The 16,830-nt window shown below is 67.2% G+C and carries 17 protein-coding genes and 1 pseudogene; 8 read left to right on the top strand and 10 right to left on the bottom strand.

Going from position 1 to position 16,830, the window contains the following annotated elements; all coding sequences use genetic code 11:
* Nucleotides 1–64: 64 nt before the first annotated feature.
* A complete protein-coding gene (locus tag OU996_RS05290) occupies nucleotides 65–1,414 on the bottom strand; it encodes an ABC transporter substrate-binding protein (protein ID WP_267584596.1) in 1,350 nt (449 codons plus the stop codon).
* Nucleotides 1,415–1,728: 314 nt separating this feature from the next.
* Between OU996_RS05290 and OU996_RS05285 the strand changes: the two genes are divergently transcribed.
* The gene (locus OU996_RS05285) at nucleotides 1,729–2,553 is read left to right on the top strand and encodes an inositol monophosphatase family protein (protein WP_267584595.1); all 825 of its coding nucleotides are present in this window, start codon (nucleotides 1,729–1,731) and stop codon (nucleotides 2,551–2,553) included.
* A 21-nt stretch (nucleotides 2,554–2,574) separates the two neighbouring features.
* On the opposite strand, the gene OU996_RS05280 is transcribed toward OU996_RS05285, so the two are convergent.
* The 8 genes from OU996_RS05280 to OU996_RS05245 all read right to left on the bottom strand — a co-directional run bounded on the left by OU996_RS05280 (nucleotide 2,575) and on the right by OU996_RS05245 (nucleotide 6,022).
* Nucleotides 2,575–2,883 (bottom strand): hypothetical protein, encoded by a 309-nt coding sequence (locus OU996_RS05280; protein WP_267584594.1) that lies wholly within the window; start codon nucleotides 2,881–2,883, stop codon nucleotides 2,575–2,577.
* Between the two features lie 127 nt (nucleotides 2,884–3,010).
* Nucleotides 3,011–3,268 (bottom strand): hypothetical protein, encoded by a 258-nt coding sequence (locus tag OU996_RS05275; RefSeq protein WP_267584593.1) that lies wholly within the window; start codon nucleotides 3,266–3,268, stop codon nucleotides 3,011–3,013.
* Nucleotides 3,269–3,277: 9 nt separating this feature from the next.
* Nucleotides 3,278–3,403: a hypothetical protein gene (locus OU996_RS05270; protein ID WP_267584592.1), complete on the bottom strand. Its 126-nt coding sequence runs from the start codon at nucleotides 3,401–3,403 to the stop codon at nucleotides 3,278–3,280.
* 170 nt (nucleotides 3,404–3,573) lie between these two features.
* Nucleotides 3,574–3,786, bottom strand: a complete 213-nt coding sequence (locus tag OU996_RS05265; protein ID WP_267585603.1) for a cold-shock protein — start codon at nucleotides 3,784–3,786, stop codon at nucleotides 3,574–3,576.
* Nucleotides 3,787–4,026: 240 nt separating this feature from the next.
* Nucleotides 4,027–4,839 carry a transglutaminase-like domain-containing protein gene (locus OU996_RS05260; RefSeq protein WP_267584591.1) on the bottom strand — a complete coding sequence of 271 codons (813 nt, stop codon included), beginning with the start codon at nucleotides 4,837–4,839 and terminating at the stop codon, nucleotides 4,027–4,029.
* Between the two features lie 27 nt (nucleotides 4,840–4,866).
* Nucleotides 4,867–5,139 carry a DUF1488 family protein gene (locus OU996_RS05255; RefSeq protein WP_267584590.1) on the bottom strand — a complete coding sequence of 91 codons (273 nt, stop codon included), beginning with the start codon at nucleotides 5,137–5,139 and terminating at the stop codon, nucleotides 4,867–4,869.
* Nucleotides 5,136–5,396, bottom strand: coding sequence for a hypothetical protein (locus tag OU996_RS05250; RefSeq protein ID WP_267584589.1), 261 nt, complete (start codon nucleotides 5,394–5,396; stop codon nucleotides 5,136–5,138). Before OU996_RS05250 ends, OU996_RS05255 begins: the two co-directional genes overlap by 4 nt.
* A 32-nt stretch (nucleotides 5,397–5,428) precedes the next feature.
* A complete protein-coding gene (locus OU996_RS05245) occupies nucleotides 5,429–6,022 on the bottom strand; it encodes a hypothetical protein (protein ID WP_267584588.1) in 594 nt (197 codons plus the stop codon).
* 258 nt (nucleotides 6,023–6,280) lie between these two features.
* Here OU996_RS05245 and OU996_RS05240 point away from each other — a divergent pair, with 258 nt between their 5' ends.
* Both OU996_RS05240 and OU996_RS05235 read left to right on the top strand, forming a co-directional pair.
* Nucleotides 6,281–7,219, top strand: coding sequence for a hypothetical protein (locus tag OU996_RS05240; protein WP_267584587.1), 939 nt, complete (start codon nucleotides 6,281–6,283; stop codon nucleotides 7,217–7,219).
* Nucleotides 7,220–7,384: 165 nt separating this feature from the next.
* Nucleotides 7,385–8,542, top strand: coding sequence for an alpha/beta hydrolase family esterase (locus OU996_RS05235; protein ID WP_267584586.1), 1,158 nt, complete (start codon nucleotides 7,385–7,387; stop codon nucleotides 8,540–8,542).
* 214 nt (nucleotides 8,543–8,756) lie between these two features.
* On the opposite strand, the gene OU996_RS05230 is transcribed toward OU996_RS05235, so the two are convergent.
* The gene (locus tag OU996_RS05230) at nucleotides 8,757–9,398 is read right to left on the bottom strand and encodes a TetR/AcrR family transcriptional regulator (protein ID WP_267584585.1); all 642 of its coding nucleotides are present in this window, start codon (nucleotides 9,396–9,398) and stop codon (nucleotides 8,757–8,759) included.
* Between the two features lie 94 nt (nucleotides 9,399–9,492).
* On the opposite strand from OU996_RS05230, the gene OU996_RS05225 reads away from it, so the two are divergent.
* From OU996_RS05225 to OU996_RS05205, 5 genes and pseudogenes are all read left to right on the top strand, one after another.
* Nucleotides 9,493–10,572, top strand: coding sequence for an efflux RND transporter periplasmic adaptor subunit (locus tag OU996_RS05225; RefSeq protein ID WP_267584584.1), 1,080 nt, complete (start codon nucleotides 9,493–9,495; stop codon nucleotides 10,570–10,572).
* A complete protein-coding gene (locus OU996_RS05220; RefSeq protein ID WP_267584583.1) occupies nucleotides 10,569–11,657 on the top strand; it encodes an efflux RND transporter periplasmic adaptor subunit in 1,089 nt (362 codons plus the stop codon). The genes OU996_RS05225 and OU996_RS05220 overlap by 4 nt, the downstream gene beginning before the upstream one ends.
* The gene (locus OU996_RS05215; RefSeq protein WP_267584582.1) at nucleotides 11,654–14,755 is read left to right on the top strand and encodes an efflux RND transporter permease subunit; all 3,102 of its coding nucleotides are present in this window, start codon (nucleotides 11,654–11,656) and stop codon (nucleotides 14,753–14,755) included. The genes OU996_RS05220 and OU996_RS05215 overlap by 4 nt, the downstream gene beginning before the upstream one ends.
* Nucleotides 14,756–15,154: 399 nt before the next feature.
* Nucleotides 15,155–15,334: pseudogene (locus OU996_RS05210) on the top strand (conjugal transfer protein TraD); the annotation flags it as partial.
* 129 nt (nucleotides 15,335–15,463) lie between these two features.
* Entirely contained in the window at nucleotides 15,464–16,816 is a 1,353-nt protein-coding gene (locus tag OU996_RS05205) for a ferric reductase-like transmembrane domain-containing protein (protein ID WP_267584581.1), read from the top strand.
* The last annotated feature ends 14 nt before the right edge of the window (nucleotides 16,817–16,830 follow it).

Here is a 16,830-nt window from a genome sequence, read left to right as displayed (position 1 = left end):
CGCCCGCCCGCAGGAGCCGAGCGCGGCCGGGGAGGAACCCGACAGCCGCACCGTGCTCAAGACCTCACTGGAGGAGCTTCTTCTTCCCGTCGTAGTAGCCTTCCTTCTGCAGGATGGCTTCCATGCGGGTGCCGATCTCCTTGGAGCCGGCCTCCACCGAGACTTCGCCCAGCTCCATCTTGGAGCCCCATTCGGCGACGATCTCGGAGATCGCCGGCCAGGCCGGGAAGCGCGGGCGATATTCCGGCACGCCGGCCTGCCAGGAGGCGACCATCGGCGCGACGAACTTGTACTTCGCCTTGATCGCCGGATCCTCATAGACCGCCATGCGGCCCGACACGCCACCGGCCTCGACATAGGCCTTGGCGATGGCTTCGGAGGTCGCCCACTGGATGAACAGCCAGGTCGCCTTCTGCTGCTCGGGGGTCGCCTGCGCGGCGACGGCGAGCGAGAAGCCGCCCAGCGCGGGCAGGCGGCCGGCGGGACCGGCGGGCTCCGGCGCCACGGCGAGGCAGTCGCCGAGCTTGGAGGTCGCGGGGTCGACGAGGGTCGAGTAGAAGGCCGACCATTCGGTGATCATCGCCACCTGGCCCTGCGCCAGCGCGTTGACCGCTTCCGCGTGATCGAAGCTGACGACGCCGGGCGGCTGGTACTTGAGCAGTTCCTGACGGAACTTCAGGCCGTCCTGGCTGCCCTGGCTGAGCAGGTTCGACTTGAACTCCTTGTTCAGCAGCGAGCCGCCGAAGGGCCAGAGGAAGCGCATGAAGGCGTCGGCCGACTGGGTCTCGCCGCGGCGGGACTGCAGGGCGTAGGCGTACTGGTTCTTCGAGGCGTCGGTGAGCTTGGGCCCATAGACATCCTTCAGCTCGGCCCAGGTCGCCGGCGGCTTGTCGAAGCCCGCTTCCTTGAGCTTGCAGGAATTGTAGAACAGCAGGCCGGAATAATTGTCGAAGGGCAGGCCGTAGACCGTGCCGCCCCAGCTGCCGAAGGCGTCGAGCAGCAGCGGGAAGAAGCCCTTGAGGTTCAGGTTCGGATCGGTGATCGCCTTGTCCTTGGCAAGGTCGTCGACCGGCACCAACCAGCCATTCTCGGCGAACTCGCCGATCCAGACGAGGTCGACCAGCGCCATGGTGAGATCACCGCGCGAGGTGAAGTTCAGCACTTCCTTCTCGCGGGCGTTCTCATAGGGAACGATCTCGTAATTGACCTTGATGCCGGTCTTCTTCTCGAACTCCGGCAGCAGCTTGATGATGGCGCGGTAACCGGGACGGTCGAGGAAGATGCCGTTGACCTCGGTTCCCTTGAGAGGCTTGGCGGCCTCTTCAAGCCAGTCGGCCATGGCCGCGACCGGCATCGCCGCCGTGGCGGCGGCGAGCGCCACCACACTGGCGCAGATTCTCAATGCACGCTTCATGTCTTTCCTCCTGAGATGGCGTGGCGCCGCCGGGCAGCGGGCCGCAGGGACGGCTGGGCCGTCTCGTCTTGTTGGCTCGGGTCGCTTCCCGCCCGGTTCCTCATGATCGCCGAACTCCCGGAACCGCCCGCGCGAGGCCGGGGAAAGCCGTTCGGCAAGGCTCGCGAGGCGAGCCGATCAGGAACCTGGATGGGACGCGTCCGTCGCGTCGTGCGAAATTCGATACATTTGTAATCTGGATTATGCAATAGCATGGCGTCAACATAGCCCGCGAATTGCAGGGCCAGACAAGACGCCAGGAAGGGGAGAGACGCATGGTGGCTGCCGAGGACAGGACGCAGAGCGCGGCGCAGGACGGGCAGCCGGCGGACGCCCTCGCCGCCCGCGTCGCACTGGCGCAGAAGCTCGCCCGCACCGCCGGCAGCAAGGCGCGGCGTTTCTTCCTGCGGCCCGAGGTGCTGCATCCCGAGCTGAAATCCTCGTCGCAGGATCTGGTCAGTGAGGCCGACCGAACGGTGGAGACCTGGCTGCGCGCCGCTATCGGCCGGCACTTCCCGCAGGACGGCATCGTCGGCGAGGAGGAGGCGGCGACGCAGGGCTCATCGGGCTATGTCTGGGTGGTCGATCCGATCGACGGCACCATGCCCTTCCTCGTCGGCCAGCCGAACTGGTGCGTCTCGATCGGCCTCGCCCATGAAGGCCGCCCGGTCGGCGGGGCGATCTACGCGCCGATGCTGCGGGAGCTGTACTGGGCGATGGAGGGCGCCGGCGCCTATCTCAACGGGCGGCGCCTCGTCATGAACCCGGACTGGACGCTCGCCTCCACCACCATCGGCTTCGGCGCCACGCAGAAGGCGACGCCGGAAGAGGTCGGGGAATTCGTCGAGGGGCTGTACCGCGAGGGCGGGGTGCTGTTCCGCATCGGTTCGGGCGCGCTGATGCTGGCCTATGTCGCGGCCAACCGCATCGCCGGCTATTACGACCCGATGCTCTATTGCTGGGATTGCTGGGCCGGCGCGGCGCTGATCCGCGAGGCGGGGGGCGAAGCGAGCTTCGCCGGCGATCTCGCCCATCCCGGCCCGATATGGGCCGGCAATCCCCGCGTCCACGCCGACCTGAAACGGCTCAGCGGCGCCTGAGGCGCGCGGATTATAGGGCTTTCAGCGCCGGCGCCATTCGGCGGCGGCCGGCAGGTCGCCGATGATATCGACATGGGCGGCAGCCTCGCCGCTGGGCAGGCGCTTCTCGGAAAAGCGCAGGCGCAGCAGGCGCCCGCCGGCGGTGCGCAGGCGCAGATCGGCGCGGCCGAACACCTGCCGCAGCGCGGCGGCGGCAAGACGGATCTCGCCGCAGCTCGTCACCTGACCGGAGTTGGAGAGATAGCCGTCGAAATCATAGGTCGCCGGCACCGCCGCTCCCGAACCGCACAGGAGCAGGCCGTCGCCGCGCATTCCACCGAGATAGTCCATGCGGATGTCCTCCTGGGGACGCGCCACGAGCTATTGCGGTGAAATCCGGTTCACCGCAATAGCTCTAAATTATTGTTCGGACGCATTTTCTTCACGCGAACCGGAATCCACTTCGCTCGAAAATGCTCTAGCGAATCTGGTCGGCGTCGAGCGCCTTGGCCAGTTCATCGGCGTTGACGGTGAAAACCTGGACGCTGCCGGAGCCTGCGACCGCCGGCGTGTGCAGCATCGTCGCCGCCCGGCGGAAGGCGAGGAACGTGATGTCGGGAATCTCTTCCTCGTCGATGACGACGCGGTAGGTTCCCGCCGGCTGGGGACGGTCAAAGGCGCTCAGCGTGAAGGGATGCCGGAAGGTGACCGTGGTTTCCCGTGTCCGGCTGAGCATGAGCGTGCCTCAGACCTTCTTCTTGGCGCCGAGGGTGACGGGCGCGCCCTTCAGCAGGGTCGGGGCCGCGACGGGCGGCTTCACCTTCTTCGGCTTCTTCGCTTCACGGGTGCCGCGTAGCTGTCCTTTAGCCATGGGATGGCCTCCACCTGATGATTGTCGCTGCCGCACAAGGCGCCGTCACACAAATCCCCGCGACCTCGGAGAGGCGCGGGGCTGAAGGCGCGACGCGCCCTGCGGAGGCCCTGTGGGCCCCGTATCCTGACGGATCGGCGACCGCCGAAGCGGGTCGCCGGGGTCCGTTCTCAGCTCAGCGATTCAAGCTTGTCGGCCGTCATCTTGCCGCTGCGCTGATCCGGCACGAGCACGAAGCCAACCTTCTGGCCCTCGCGAAGATCGCTGAGACCGGCACGCTCCAGGGCGCTGATGTGAACGAATGCATCACTGCCGCCGTCATCCGGCGCGATGAATCCGAAGCCCTTCTGGGCGTTAAACCATTTCACGGTTCCCGTGGCCATGGGAAGCTCTTTCATCTTGTATTCTGGCTTGCCCGCAGACATTGCGGGCCGTCGAAATCGCATTTTCAGGAAAATGAACATAGTGGCGCGAAACTATTTTCCGCGCGAAGTGACGTTCAGTTCGCCGTTTATCGACATGATTAATATGTGCGCGGCGGGGTATTATTTCAAGGGAAATGATTTTCTAAATTCCCTAGAGACGTTTTACTATGACAGAAACACGCCCTTTCGGACGATCAGTTAGACCGGGCCGGGCACCTCATAGGTCCACACCCGGAACGATTTCAGCAGATGCGGGCCGAAGGAATTGATCAGCGGAATGTCGGCGGCGTCGCGCCCGCGGGCGATCACGATGCGGCCGATGCGTCGCACATTGTTGCGCGGGTCGAAGGTGTGCCACTGGCCGTCCAGGAACACCTCGATCCAGGCGCTGAAGTCCATCGGATCGACCACCGGCACGCCGATATCGCCGAGATGGCCGTTCACATAGCGCGCGGGAATGTTGAGGCAGCGGCACAGCGCGACCGCGAGATGGGCGAAGTCGCGGCACACGCCGACGCGCTCATGAAAGGCCTCGAAGGCCGAGCGGGTGGAGCGCGCCTGCTGGTAGTCGAAGCGGATGTGGTTGTGGACGAAATCGCACACCGCCTGCACCCGGCCCCAGCCCGGCGCCACCGTGCCGAACATGTCCCAGGCGATCTGGCTCAGCCGGTCGGTCTCGCAATAGCGGCTGCCGAGCAGATAGACGAGGCAGGCATCCGGTAGCTCCGGCACCGCCATCTCGCGCGCGTCCGGCAGCAGCGGGTCGAGCCGGCCATCATCCTCGATGGTGGCGTCGCCCCAGATCATCAGATCGCCGGAGGGCGCCACCAGCCGCCGGCAGCGATTGCCGAACAGGTCGCGATAGGTCGTGCTGGGCACGTCGGGCGCGGTGAAGAAGGTCTCCGGCGCCCGGATGTCGTCGGCGCGGTCCTCATGGACGGAGAGCAGGCAGACCAGCGCCGTCGGCTGCTGGCAGGTCAGGGTGATCTCGTAGCCGTAGCGTATGTGCATGAAGGGTTCCCGGAGGCGTGGATCCGCCTACCGGACATCGGCGGCAGTCAGAACATAGGGGGAGCGGCGCCCGTCGGCATAGGCCTTGGAGGCGGCAGCGTAGACAGAACCGCGCAGCCGGTCGAAACCGGACAGGCAGGCCGCCTCGATGCGCTCGGGCACGCGGTCGGCGGTGGAACTCACCAGCGCGGCGATCTCCACGAGGAAAGACACCTCGAACATGCCGTCATAGCCGGTGAACCGGACGACGTTGCGCGACGCATCGAAGCTGCGGCTTGGATTGGGGAAGGCCAGCGTCATGGCGAGCGCCTTTCGGTTGGCGGCAACAGGGCATCATCAAAGGCAAGTTCATGCAGGGTGGCCCCGCCGGCATCGCGGATGACCAGCGCGTCCGGCCGTTGCGGCATGAGCGCGGGCGTCTCCGCGAAGGTGCGCGCCAGGTCGCCAGCCAGTGCGATCGCGGCGGCGAGATCGGTCACCTCCGCGCTCTCGCGGCCGAGCAGCGCATGGGCGTCGTCCTGCGCGCGGGTGCGATAGAACTCGATGACGATCCGCATCACGCCCTCACGCGCCGATGGCCGGCGCACGCTCAGCGCGCGAACGTCCGGTCGCGCAGCGCGGTCGCCTCGGTCGGCTCCTCGACGCGCACCATTTCCAGGCTGTTCTCGGTCGCGACACGCTCATAATGCTGGCGCTCATGGCGCAGGCGGTACTGCAGCGAGTTGCCGGTCGGCGGCAGCGTGCCGATGACGCGGTAGATCTCGTCGATGCGCGAGCTGGGGATGCCGTAGCCGCCCTTGAGCCGCACGGCCTGGCCGACGGTGAACATATGCGTCGTCGGCTCACTCTGCGTCGGGCGGGTGCCGGGCTGCGGGGTGGGTTGAATGCTCATAGTCAGGTGGTCCTTGAAGAAGAGGGCGGAGCGATCGACGCCGGCGCCCTGACACCGGCCGAAGGCCACCGTCAGGAGAGGGCGAAGGCGTCGCTCACCGGCCGAGATCGAGAATCCGCTCCGCGCGAACGGCAGGGATCGGGGAACGGGCCGCACCGTGCGCGGCCAGTCCAGGATCATGTCGAACTCAGGCAGGGCGGCATCGAACGCCGAACGGCGCGATGCATTCACATCGACAATCCTGCGGCACATGCGGAACCCAAGGATACCGCGCCAGCCAAATCGGTTCATCGACTTTATTGATGTAATCCCTGATGGTCATTACGGCAAGGCGAAAACAGGACAGCGGAAATATTTCTCGCCCAGATATTTGCCGAACGAAAATAAACCGGCCGTTCGGTGGCGCGTCCTCCGCCGATTTATCGGAACTTTTGCTTGCGACGACGGATTGACGGCGAGCCCCTCACGCCCCGTGTGAGACGCGACATCCTGCCCAGTGGTCGGCACGCCCTCCGCCCCCGGGCGCGCGCTTTTCCCAGGAGATCTTCCATGGCATCGACCTATCCGGCGACGGGCGTCGCCGTATCCGCTCCCACCGCATCTTCCGTCTCGGCCTCCGCCTCGGCCGTGAGCTGGGGGCCGATCGTCGCCGGCGCCCTTGCCGCTGCCGCCCTCACCTTCGTGCTGATGCTGCTCGGCTCGGGGCTCGGCCTCACCATGGTCTCGCCCTGGGCCAATGAAAGCGCCAGCGTCACCACCTTCGCGGTCTCCACCGCCATCTGGCTGGTGGTGGTGCAATGGCTGTCCTCCGGTGTCGGCGGCTATCTCGCCGGCCGGCTACGCTCCAAATGGACCGGCATCGCCACGCAGGAGAGCTTCTTCCGCGACACCGTGCATGGCTTCATGAGCTGGGCGCTGGCGACGCTGCTGGTGGTTACCCTGCTCGGCTCGGCGCTCACCGGGGCGATCGGCACCGGCATGCAGGCGGCCTCCACCGTCGCCTCCGGCGCGGCTCTCGGCGCCTCGGCCGGGGCAAGCGCCAATGCGGGCTCGGATGACGGCTCGCAGATGAGTTCCTATTTCGTCGACGCGCTGTTCCGCCCGAGCGATGCCGCCCAGCTCGCCACCAATGACGCGCAGGGCAATGGCGCCGCCGCCGCGCAGGCGACGCGCATTCTTGCCGCCGGCGCGGTCGCCGGCCAGGTCTCGCCCGAGGACAAGGCCTATCTCGGGCAACTCGTCGCCGCCCGCACCGGCCTTTCCCCGGCCGACGCGACGGCGCGGGTCGATTCCGTGCTCGCCCGCGTCAATGAGGCGAAAGCCCAGGCGCAGCAGGCGGCCGAGACCGCCCGCAAGGCCGGCGCGACCTTCGCCCTGCTCGGCACGCTGTCGCTGATGATCGGCGCCTTCATCGCCTGCGCCGCCGCCGCCATTGGCGGGCGCCAGCGCGACGATGAGGAGCTGAACCCACGCGGCCTCCGCACCTGAGCCCCCACGCTGCCGGCCCTCCCATAGGCCGGCAGCTCGACGACAGGCGATCGGATTAGACTATCGCTCGCCGTTCACCTCTTATTGTGCAGTGCAACAATTTGATTGCCCGCGCGTTGGCTTCGTGGCACTCGATCGTCAGGGGGCCGTAACAAGGATTTTTCCGTGCGGACCCTTTCCGATGCGTTCTCCCCCTTTGGCGGGCTTCGCGCCCTCCAGGGCTTTCCGTCCAGCGGGCAGGCTCCCGCCGGTCATCTCGCGACCCTCACCGATTTCGGCAGCAATCCCGGCCGTCTCGCGGGCCGCTTTCATGTGCCTGCCGCGCTTGCCGATCAGGCCCCGCTGGTGGTCGTGCTGCATGGCTGTACCCAGAATGCGGCGGGTTATGACCACCATGCCGGCTGGTCGCAGCTTGCCGACGAGGCGGGCTTCGCATTGCTCTTTCCCGAGCAGCACTCCGGCAACAACCCCAATCTGTGCTTCAACTGGTTCCGCCCCGGCGATACGCGGCGCGATGCCGGCGAGGCGCTGTCGATCCGGCAGATGATCGAGGCGATGGTCGTAGCCCATGGCATCGACCCCGCGCGCATCTTCATCACCGGACTGTCGGCCGGTGGCGCCATGGCCTCGGCCATGCTCGCCACCTATCCCGAGCTGTTCGCCGGCGGGGCGATCATCGCCGGGCTGGCCTATGGCCGGGCCAGCTCGGTTCCCGAAGCCTTCGACTGCATGCGCGGGCAGCGCCTCGCCTCCGACGAGGAGCTGTGGGCGCTGCTGCGCGCCGCCTCCGCCCATCATGGGCCGTGGCCGCGCATCACCATCTGGCAGGGCGCGGCCGACCACACGGTGGCGCCGTCCAATGCCGAGGACATCGCCGCGCAATGGCGCAGCGTCCATGGCCTCGACACGGCGCCGACGCAGAGCGAGACCCTCGGCCCGCGCGTGCGCCGCCGCTGGAGAAATGCCGAAGGCGACATCCTGATCGAGGTGAACACGCTGGCGAGCATGGGTCATGGCACGCCGGTCGGCGAGGATCTCGGCGTTGCCGGCCCCTATATGCTGGATGTCGGCGTCTCCTCGACCCGCGAGATCGCGAACTTCTGGGGGATCTGCCCGGCGCGTGACGCCGATGCGCGGACCACGCCCCCGCGCCGGACGACGAAGGCCATTTCTCCGGCGAGCGCCAATTCTCCAGCGACACGGCAGGCCGCGCCGCCGGCCGTCCGAGCCCCGGCCGCCCCGCGCGGGCGCCCCCAGCCCGAGCGGTCCAGCGTGCAGAAGACCATCGAGGACGCGCTGCGCGCTGCCGGCCTGATGCGCTGATCGCGCCCCGGCGCCGCCACGACCTGAGCGCGGCCTCCCTCATGAGATGACCGCCTGCGCCCGCTGCGCCGTCCCGCGCGGCGGGCGCAGGCGTTTGATGGCCTACGGCATCTTCGCGCAAGCCGGGCCCGCCAGTATCGGAACGGTGGCAGGCGCCGTGACCGGCGCGGCCGGACAGGCGCTGGACATGATCGCGGTGACGCGCCCTCGACGATCAGGCCGCGCCCGCGACGGGGCGCAGGGCGCGCCGCACCAGCTCCAGATGCGCCTCGATGAAGGCCGCCTCATCCAGCGGGCGCTGGTCCATGAACAGGGAGCGCCACAGGCTCAGATGCAGGATGGAGCTGCCGATCACGTCCGGCATCGTCGCCACGGCCGCCCCTTCCAGCTCGCCGGCGCGCACCCCGTCCTCGACCACGGTGCGGATGGCGGTGACCAGCGGTGCGATGAATTCGTCATGGTGGCGCAGCACCATCTCCGGGAAGCGGATGCCTTCGGCGAGGGAAAGCCGCAGCAGGTCGCGCACGCGCCGGTCATCGGCCAGCTTGCGGTAGCCGAGACGGAGCACGTTCTGCAGGCGGTCGGCATAGCCACCATCGAGCCGCTCGATCTCCCGGCGCAGATCGGCGAACACCGCCGCGACATGGCGGAAGGCCTCCTCGAACAGGATCTCCTTGGTCGGGAAGTAGACATAGACCGTGCCCTTGGTCACGCCGATGCGCGCGGCCACGTCCTCGACGCGGGTGGCCGCGAAGCCCTTCTCCGCGAACTCGTCGAACGCCGCCTCGAGAATTTCCCCCGGACGCCGCGCCTTCTGCTCCGCCCGCGAGAGCTTCGGCCGCTTCTGGATCGCCATCCCACGCCTCCTGCCTGCCATACCCGGAATCTTTTCATTGACTGACGTGAAAGTCAATGAAATAAGGCAACGCGTAATTACCTATGGAGCGTCCATGCGACCGTTTCCGCTCGTCCTGATCTGCGCCGCGCTCCTGCCCCCCGTCGGGGCGGCGCGCGCCGGCGATCCCGTGTCCGGCGCCGTGGTTGAGGCCCCACGGGACGTGCGCGCGGTGGCGGCCGCCGTCACCGACTACCAGCCCTCGATCGACATCACCGGGTCGATCGCGGCGCGGATCCAGTCGGACCTGTCCTTCCGCACCAGCGGCCGCGTCACCGAATTGCTGACGGATGTCGGCAACCATGTGCGCAAGGGCGACGTGCTCGCCCGCATCGACAACACCGAGCAGCGGGCGGAGGTGGAAATCTCCCGCGCCAAGCTGCAATCGGCGCAGGCCACCCGCGTCCAGAAGAAACTGGCCTTCGACCGCTACCAGACCCTGCTCCAGTCGAAGGCGATCTCGCAGGCCACCTTCGATCAGGCGAAGGAGGATCTGGTAACGGCGCAGGGCTCGGAGGAGACCGCCAAGGCCAACCTTGCCACCTCCGAGGACGAGCTCGCCTATACCGAACTGAAGGCGGATGCCGACGGCATCATCACCGCCCGCAACATCGAGGTCGGGCAGGTCGTCTCCGCCGCGCAGGCCGCGCTGACGCTCGCCCATGACGGGCCGCGCGACGCCGAGTTCAACGTGTTCGAGGCCATGTTCCTCGACGGCCCGCCGATCCCGGATGTCGATGTCGCGCCGATCGACTCCACCGAGCGGGTCCGCACCCGCGTGCGCGAGGTCTCGCCGGCGCTCGACACCAGCACCGGGACGATCCGGGTGAAGGTGACGCTGCCCGACAGCGCGCAATGGTCGCTCGGCACGCCGGTGAAGGGCGAGTTCCGCGCCGCGCCGCGCAGCGGCGTCGTCGTGCCATGGAGCGCCCTGACCTCCGAGCGCGGCCAGCCGGCGGTGTGGATCATCGATCCCCAGACCAAGCTGGTGGCGCTGCGGCGGGTCAAGGTCGCCCTTTACCGCACCGGCGAGGTGGTGATCGCAGACGGCGTGAAGCCGGCCGAACTCGTGGTCACGCAAGGTGGCCAGTTCCTGCGCGACGGCCAGCCGGTTACCTGGGAGAACGTGCCATGACCCTCACCCGCTGGATGCAGGGAGCCACGCTGATCGGCGCCCTCGCCGTGCTCGCCGGGTGCGATTCCCCGCCCCCCGCGCAGGAAACCGCGGTCCGCCCGGTGAAATCCATGGTGGTGAAGACCGAGGCCTTCACCGGCGCCGGCTCTGCCGGCACGGTGCAGCCGCGCGTCGAGACCGATCTGGCGTTCCGCACGCTGGGCCGCATCATCGCGCGCGACGTGGACACCGGCGATCTCGTCACCAAGGGCCAGCTGATCGGCGAGCTCGACCCGCTCGCGCTGAAGATGGCGGTGACCAGCGCCGAGGCCGACCTGCGCAACGCGCAGGCCACGCTCGAGAACGCGACCGTCAATGAGCAGCGCAAGAAGACGCTCGCCGCCACCAATGCCGGCAGTGCCGCCGATTTCGATCTCGCCGAGCAGGAGCTGAAGACGGCGCAGGCCAATCAGGCCCAGACGCAGGCGAGCCTCGACAAGGCCCGCGAGCAGCTCGGCTACGCCAAGCTGCTGGCCGAGTTCGACGGCATCGTCACCGCCACCTCGGCGGAAGTCGGCCAGGTGGTCACCGCCGGCCAGGCCGTGGTGCGTGTCGCCCGCCTCGCCGACCGCGACGTGGTGATCGACGTGTCGGAGGCCCGGCACGGCGCGCTCAAGCTTGGCCAGCCCTGGACCATTGCCCTGCAGCTCGACCCCTCGGTCAAGGCGCATGGCGTGCTGCGCGAAATCGCCCCGCAGGCGGACTCCAATACCCGCAGCTACCGGGTGAAGATCGCCCTCGACACACCGCCGGACGCCTTCCGCTTCGGCTCCGTCGTCACCGCCTGGCCCGACGAGGCAGCAAGCGCCGGCATCAGCGTGCCCGCGCGCGCCGTGCTGACGCAGGACGGCGCGACCTATGTCTGGGTGGTCGACAGAACCAGCCAGAGCGTCGCGCGGCGCCCCGTGCAGCTCCAGCCCGACGCGGCGACCGGACATTTCCGGGTGCTGACCGGCCTTACCGACGGTGACGAAGTGGTCCTGGCCGGCGTGCACCAGCTCGCCGACGGACAGAAGATCAGGCTCAGCCAGGAGACGACCCGGTGAAGACCTTCAACCTTTCGGACTGGGCGCTCGAACACCGTTCGCTCGTCTGGTACTTCATGATCGTCTTCGCCCTGGCGGGAACCTTCGCCTATCTCAGCCTCGGCCGGGAGGAAGATCCCGACTTCACCATCAAGACGATGATCATCCAGGCGAGCTGGCCGGGTGCCTCCGCGCAGGAGGTCACCGAGCAGGTGACCGACCGCATCGAGAAGAAGCTGCAGGAACTCGAATCGCTCGAGCACACCCGAAGCCTGACGACGGCCGGCCAGACGATCATCTTCGTCGATCTGCTGCCGACTACCAAGGCCAAGGATGTGCCGGCGATCTGGATGCGCGTGCGCAACATGGTGGCCGATGTCGAGGGCAATTTTCCCTCCGGCGTGGTCGGGCCGTTCTTCAACGACAGCTTCGGCGACGTCTATGGCAACATCTTCGCCTTCACCAGCGACGGGCTGAGCCAGCGCGAGCTGCGCGATCTCGTCGAGGACGCCCGCACCAAGGTGCTGACCGTGCCGAATGTCGGCAAGGTCGACATTGTCGGCGCGCAGGACGAGGCGATCTATCTCGAATTCTCCACCCGCAAGACCGCCGCGCTCGGCATCGACCAGTCGGCGATCCTGACGACGTTGCAGGAGCAGAACAACGTCACCCAGTCCGGCGTGATCCAGGCCGGGCCCGAGCGCATCGCCATCCGCGTCGGCGGCCGCTTCACCTCGGAGGAAAGCCTGCGGGCGATCAATCTGCGGGTGAATGACCGGTTCTTCCCGCTCACCGACGTCGCCACCATCACGCGCGGCTATGCCGACCCGCCGAGCACGCTGTTCCGCTTCAACGGCCAGCCGGCCATCGGCCTCGCCGTCGGCATGAAAACCGGCAGCAACCTGCTGGCCTTCGGCACCGCGCTCGATGAGACCATGGCGCGCGTCGTCAGCGACCTGCCGATCGGCGTCACCGTCGAGCGCGTCTCCGACCAGCCGGCCGTCGTCGACGAAGCGGTTTCCGGCTTCACGCGGGCACTGTTCGAGGCCATCGTCATCGTGCTGGCGATCTCCTTCATCAGCCTGGGCTTCCGGGCCGGTCTTGTTGTCGCCATCTCCATCCCGCTGGTGCTGGCCATCACCTTCCTCGTGATGGCCTATTCGGGCATCTCGCTCCAGCGCATCTCGCTCGGCGCGCTCATCATCGCCCTCGGCCTTCTGGTCGACGACGCGATGATCGCGGTGGAGATGATGGTGGCGCGGCTGGAGGTGGGCGACAGCCTGCGCAAGGCCGCCACCCATGTCTATACCTCCACCGCCTTCCCCATGCTCACCGGCACGCTGGTGACAGTGGCGAGTTTCATTCCCGTCGGCCTCAACAGCAGCGCCGCCGGTGAATTCACCTTCACGCTGTTCGTCGTCATCGCCGTCTCGCTCATCGTCTCCTGGGTCGTGGCCGTGCTGTTCACCCCGCTGCTCGGCGTGACCATCCTGCCGGCCACGATGAAGAAGCATGCCGAGCACAAGGGCTGGTTCACCCGGGGCTTCGCAAACCTGCTGCGGCTCTGCCTGAGATGGCGCTGGGTGACGATCATCCTCACCGTCCTCGCCTTCGTCGCCTCGGTCGCCGGCATGTCGCTGGTGCAGCAGCAGTTCTTCCCGAGCTCGGACCGCCCCGAGCTGATCGTCGACTGGAACCTGCCGCAGAACAGCTCGATCCAGGAGACCGACCGGCAGATGGCGCAGTTCGAGAAGGAGATGCTCGCGGGCAATCCTGCCATCGAGCACTGGTCGACCTATGTCGGCCGGGGCGCGCCGCGCTTCATCCTGTCTTTCGACGTCCAGCCCGACGACATCGCCTTCGGCGAAATGGTCATCCTGACCAAGAGCCTCGAAGCCCGCGACAAGCTCAAGGGCGAGCTGCAGGCCTATCTGCAGAAGACGTTTCCGGGCACCGACGCCTATGTGAAGCTGCTCGACATCGGCCCGCCCGTCGGCAAGCCGGTGCAGTACCGGATCTCAGGCCCGGACCTCCAGACAGTGCGCGACCTCGCGCAGAAGTTCAGCGCCGTCATGGGCAGCGATCCGCGGCTGCGGAACATGTCGATGAACTGGAACGAGCCCGCGCGGGTGGTGAAGGTGGAGGTGCTCCAGGACAAGGCACGCCAGCTCGGCGTGTCCTCGCAGGACATCGCCACCGCGCTCAACAGCATCGTGGAGGGCTCCTCCGCCACGCAGGTGCGCGACGACATCTATCTGATCGACGTGATCGGCCGCGCCCAGGCGACGGAACGCGGATCCATCGACACGCTGCTCAACCTCCAACTCCCCAGCACCAGCGGGGAAGCGGTGCCGCTGTCCTCGCTCGCCACCTTCCATTACGAGCTCGAACAGCCCACCATCTGGCGGCGCGACCGCATCCCGACCATCACCATCAAGGCGGGTATCACCGGCGCGACGCAGCCCGCCACCATCGTCGACGCCCTCGCCCCCCAGGTCGAGGCGTTCCGCAAGAGCCTGCCGGTCGGCTACCACGTGCAGGTGGGCGGCGCGGTGGAGGAAAGCGCCAAGTCGCAGGGCCCGATCGCCGCCGTGGCGCCGATCATGCTCTTCATCATGGCGACTCTGCTGATGATCCAGCTCCAGAGCTTCCACCGCCTGTTCCTGGTGTTCTCGGTGGCGCCGCTGGCGCTGATCGGCGTGGTCATCGCCCTGCTCGCCAGCAATGCCCCGCTCGGCTTCGTCGCCCTGCTCGGCGTGCTCGCCCTGATCGGCATCCTGATCCGGAACTCGGTCATCCTCGTCGTGCAGATCGAGGAGATGCGCAGTACCGGCGTGGCGCCCTGGGAGGCGGTGATCGAGGCGACGGAGCACCGGATGCGGCCCATCCTGCTCACCGCCGCCGCCGCAACGCTGGCGCTGATCCCGATCTCGCGCGAGGTGTTCTGGGGGCCGATGGCCTACGCCATGATGGGCGGCATCGTGGTCGGCACGGTTCTCACCCTGCTGTTCCTGCCGGCGCTCTATGTGACGTGGTTCCGCATCCGCCGGGATACGCCGCCCTCCACACCAACCGCCGCGCCGCTGGTGGCGGACGCCGCGCCGACCCACGCCGGCTGACGCGCAGAAGCCCCCGCCCCCTGCGGGCGGGGGCAGGGTCCATCTCGCGGTGCGGCAGCACCCTGACCATCAACGGCAAGCCGCGGCCGCCGCCCGTGCCGACCGCACAGACGCTGTGTGTCTCTCGGATCAGCGCGGCGGGAGTTCGGCGCGCAGCAGCGGACGTCACCGCACTCGAGCCGGCTTTGCGGCCGATGACCTTGACGTGAAGATGATAGATCGCCATTCGCGATCCGAACATCAGCATGGCGAAGCGCACATCGGAACGACGTATTAGCGCGCCCTCCCTCGAAAAACTCTCGGCAGTGACGAGGCCATCCCAGTCTGTCCCGGCAACATTACAGCCATCCGTAACCCGCTCAACTATCATCGCTCCATCGACTGCTGATGGAGAGGACCATGCGCAAGCCACGTGACGTCGATGCGGAACTGAAGGCGCTTGAGGACAGGGCACGACAGCTCAAGACCCGCAAGGTACAGCAGCTCGGCGATCTGGTGATTGCCACCGGCGCCGACGCGCTCACGGCGGAGGAACTGGCCGGCGCGCTGCTCTGGGCAGCTGACAAGCTCAGAGGTGGATAGTCCGAACGTAAGACCAATTATGGCGCCGGCTCAATGCGCCATCCTTCGTTTTCAAGCGTTCAATCGAAGGAGTTGCCGGGGCAGGGTCGATGGCGATCCGCTGCGGCGCGAATGGGAGCCGGACCCGTGCGGCATATCAAGCTCACCCTTTTCGGCATCATCGCTCTCATGTCCGTTCTGTGGATCGCAGCGGAGCCTGGAGTATTTCAGCCGAATGGCTTCTTCGCGCTGCGGTCGGCGGCCGTTCAATACACGGGCGTCCTCGCCATTGCGGCCATGAGCGTGGCGATGATGCTGGCGCTGCGCCCCCGCTGGCCCGAGCGCTGGATGGGCGGGCTCGACAAGATGTACCGCCTCCACAAATGGCTCGGTGTCACCGTCCTCGTGGTCGCCGTGATTCACTGGCTATGGGCGAAGGGACCGAAATGGGCCGGGAACTGGGGGCTTCTGGAGAGACCCGCCCGCGCCCCACGTGCGCCTATCTCGGACCCGACCGAGGCTTTTTTCGCCAGCCTGCGCGGCACCGCCGAGAGCGTCGGCGAATGGGCCTTCTACGCGGCCGTGGTGCTGATCGCGTTGGCACTGATTCGCGTCGTGCCCTATCGCTGGTTCTACAAAACCCACCGGCTGGTTGCGATCGCTTATCTGTTGCTCGTCTTCCACACGGTGATACTCCTGAACTTCGCCGATTGGCTCACGCCACTCGGCGCCGCAATGACCCTGCTGATGGCCGGCGGGACATTCGCCGCGGGCGTGGTGCTGCTGCGTCAGGTCGGCGCCGCACGGCAGGTCAGTGGGCGGATTGCGGAGCTTACCTATTATCCGGGCGTGAAGGCGCTCGAAACCATCATTGATATGTCCGCCGGATGGCCGGGGCATCGGGCGGGCCAGTTCGCCTTCGCCATGTCGGACGCCTCCGAAGGAGCGCATCCCTACACCATTGCATCGGACTGGCATCCAGACCACCCGCGGATCACCTTCATAACCAAGGAACTGGGTGACCACACCAACCGTCTCAAGGAAAGGCTCAAAATGGGTCAGGAGGTGCGAGTCGAGGGCCCCTATGGCTGCTTCACCTTCGACGACGATTGCCGCCACCAGATATGGATCGGCGGCGGCATCGGCATCACCCCGTTCATCGCGCGCATGAAGCACATGGCCATGCGCGACGGGACGCCTGACTGGCCGCCGGGCCAGAGCATCAACCTGTTCCACGCCACCGGCGACGTGGACGAGTTGGCACTCGCCAGGCTCAGTGAAGACGCGAGTTCCGCCAATGTGCGCCTGCACCTGCTGGTCAGCGCGCGTGACGGCCGGTTGACCGGCGCGCGCATTCGCGACGCCGTGGCAGACTGGCGCGAGGCGAGCCTCTGGTTCTGCGGCCCTGCCGACTTCGGGGCAGCCCTGAGGCGAGATTTCGCACGAGAAGGCTTCCCAGTGCAGAAGCGTTTTCACCAGGAGCTGTTCGACATGCGGTAGGTGTCCATTGGCTG

Origin of the sequence: Ancylobacter sp. SL191 (genome assembly GCF_026625645.1) — a bacterium.
Classification (GTDB): Bacteria; Pseudomonadota; Alphaproteobacteria; order Rhizobiales; family Xanthobacteraceae; genus Ancylobacter.
Note: the sequence above shows the minus strand (reverse complement) of the source record. Positions and strands in the feature narration are given on the sequence as shown.

What these genes read in the sequence shown, in the direction of transcription:
- OU996_RS05290 (WP_267584596.1), bottom strand. Translation starts at nt 1,414, where the DNA reads ATGAAGCGTGCATTGAGAATCTGCGCCAGTGTGGTGGCGCTCGCCGCC.
- OU996_RS05285 (WP_267584595.1), top strand. Translation starts at nt 1,729, where the DNA reads ATGGTGGCTGCCGAGGACAGGACGCAGAGCGCGGCGCAGGACGGGCAG.
- OU996_RS05280 (WP_267584594.1), bottom strand. Translation starts at nt 2,883, where the DNA reads ATGGACTATCTCGGTGGAATGCGCGGCGACGGCCTGCTCCTGTGCGGT.
- OU996_RS05275 (WP_267584593.1), bottom strand. Translation starts at nt 3,268, where the DNA reads ATGCTCAGCCGGACACGGGAAACCACGGTCACCTTCCGGCATCCCTTC.
- OU996_RS05270 (WP_267584592.1), bottom strand. Translation starts at nt 3,403, where the DNA reads ATGGCTAAAGGACAGCTACGCGGCACCCGTGAAGCGAAGAAGCCGAAG.
- OU996_RS05265 (WP_267585603.1), bottom strand. Translation starts at nt 3,786, where the DNA reads ATGGCCACGGGAACCGTGAAATGGTTTAACGCCCAGAAGGGCTTCGGA.
- OU996_RS05260 (WP_267584591.1), bottom strand. Translation starts at nt 4,839, where the DNA reads ATGCACATACGCTACGGCTACGAGATCACCCTGACCTGCCAGCAGCCG.
- OU996_RS05255 (WP_267584590.1), bottom strand. Translation starts at nt 5,139, where the DNA reads ATGACGCTGGCCTTCCCCAATCCAAGCCGCAGCTTCGATGCGTCGCGC.
- OU996_RS05250 (WP_267584589.1), bottom strand. Translation starts at nt 5,396, where the DNA reads ATGCGGATCGTCATCGAGTTCTATCGCACCCGCGCGCAGGACGACGCC.
- OU996_RS05245 (WP_267584588.1), bottom strand. Translation starts at nt 6,022, where the DNA reads ATGAACCGATTTGGCTGGCGCGGTATCCTTGGGTTCCGCATGTGCCGC.
- OU996_RS05240 (WP_267584587.1), top strand. Translation starts at nt 6,281, where the DNA reads ATGGCATCGACCTATCCGGCGACGGGCGTCGCCGTATCCGCTCCCACC.
- OU996_RS05230 (WP_267584585.1), bottom strand. Translation starts at nt 9,398, where the DNA reads ATGGCGATCCAGAAGCGGCCGAAGCTCTCGCGGGCGGAGCAGAAGGCG.
- OU996_RS05225 (WP_267584584.1), top strand. Translation starts at nt 9,493, where the DNA reads ATGCGACCGTTTCCGCTCGTCCTGATCTGCGCCGCGCTCCTGCCCCCC.
- OU996_RS05220 (WP_267584583.1), top strand. Translation starts at nt 10,569, where the DNA reads ATGACCCTCACCCGCTGGATGCAGGGAGCCACGCTGATCGGCGCCCTC.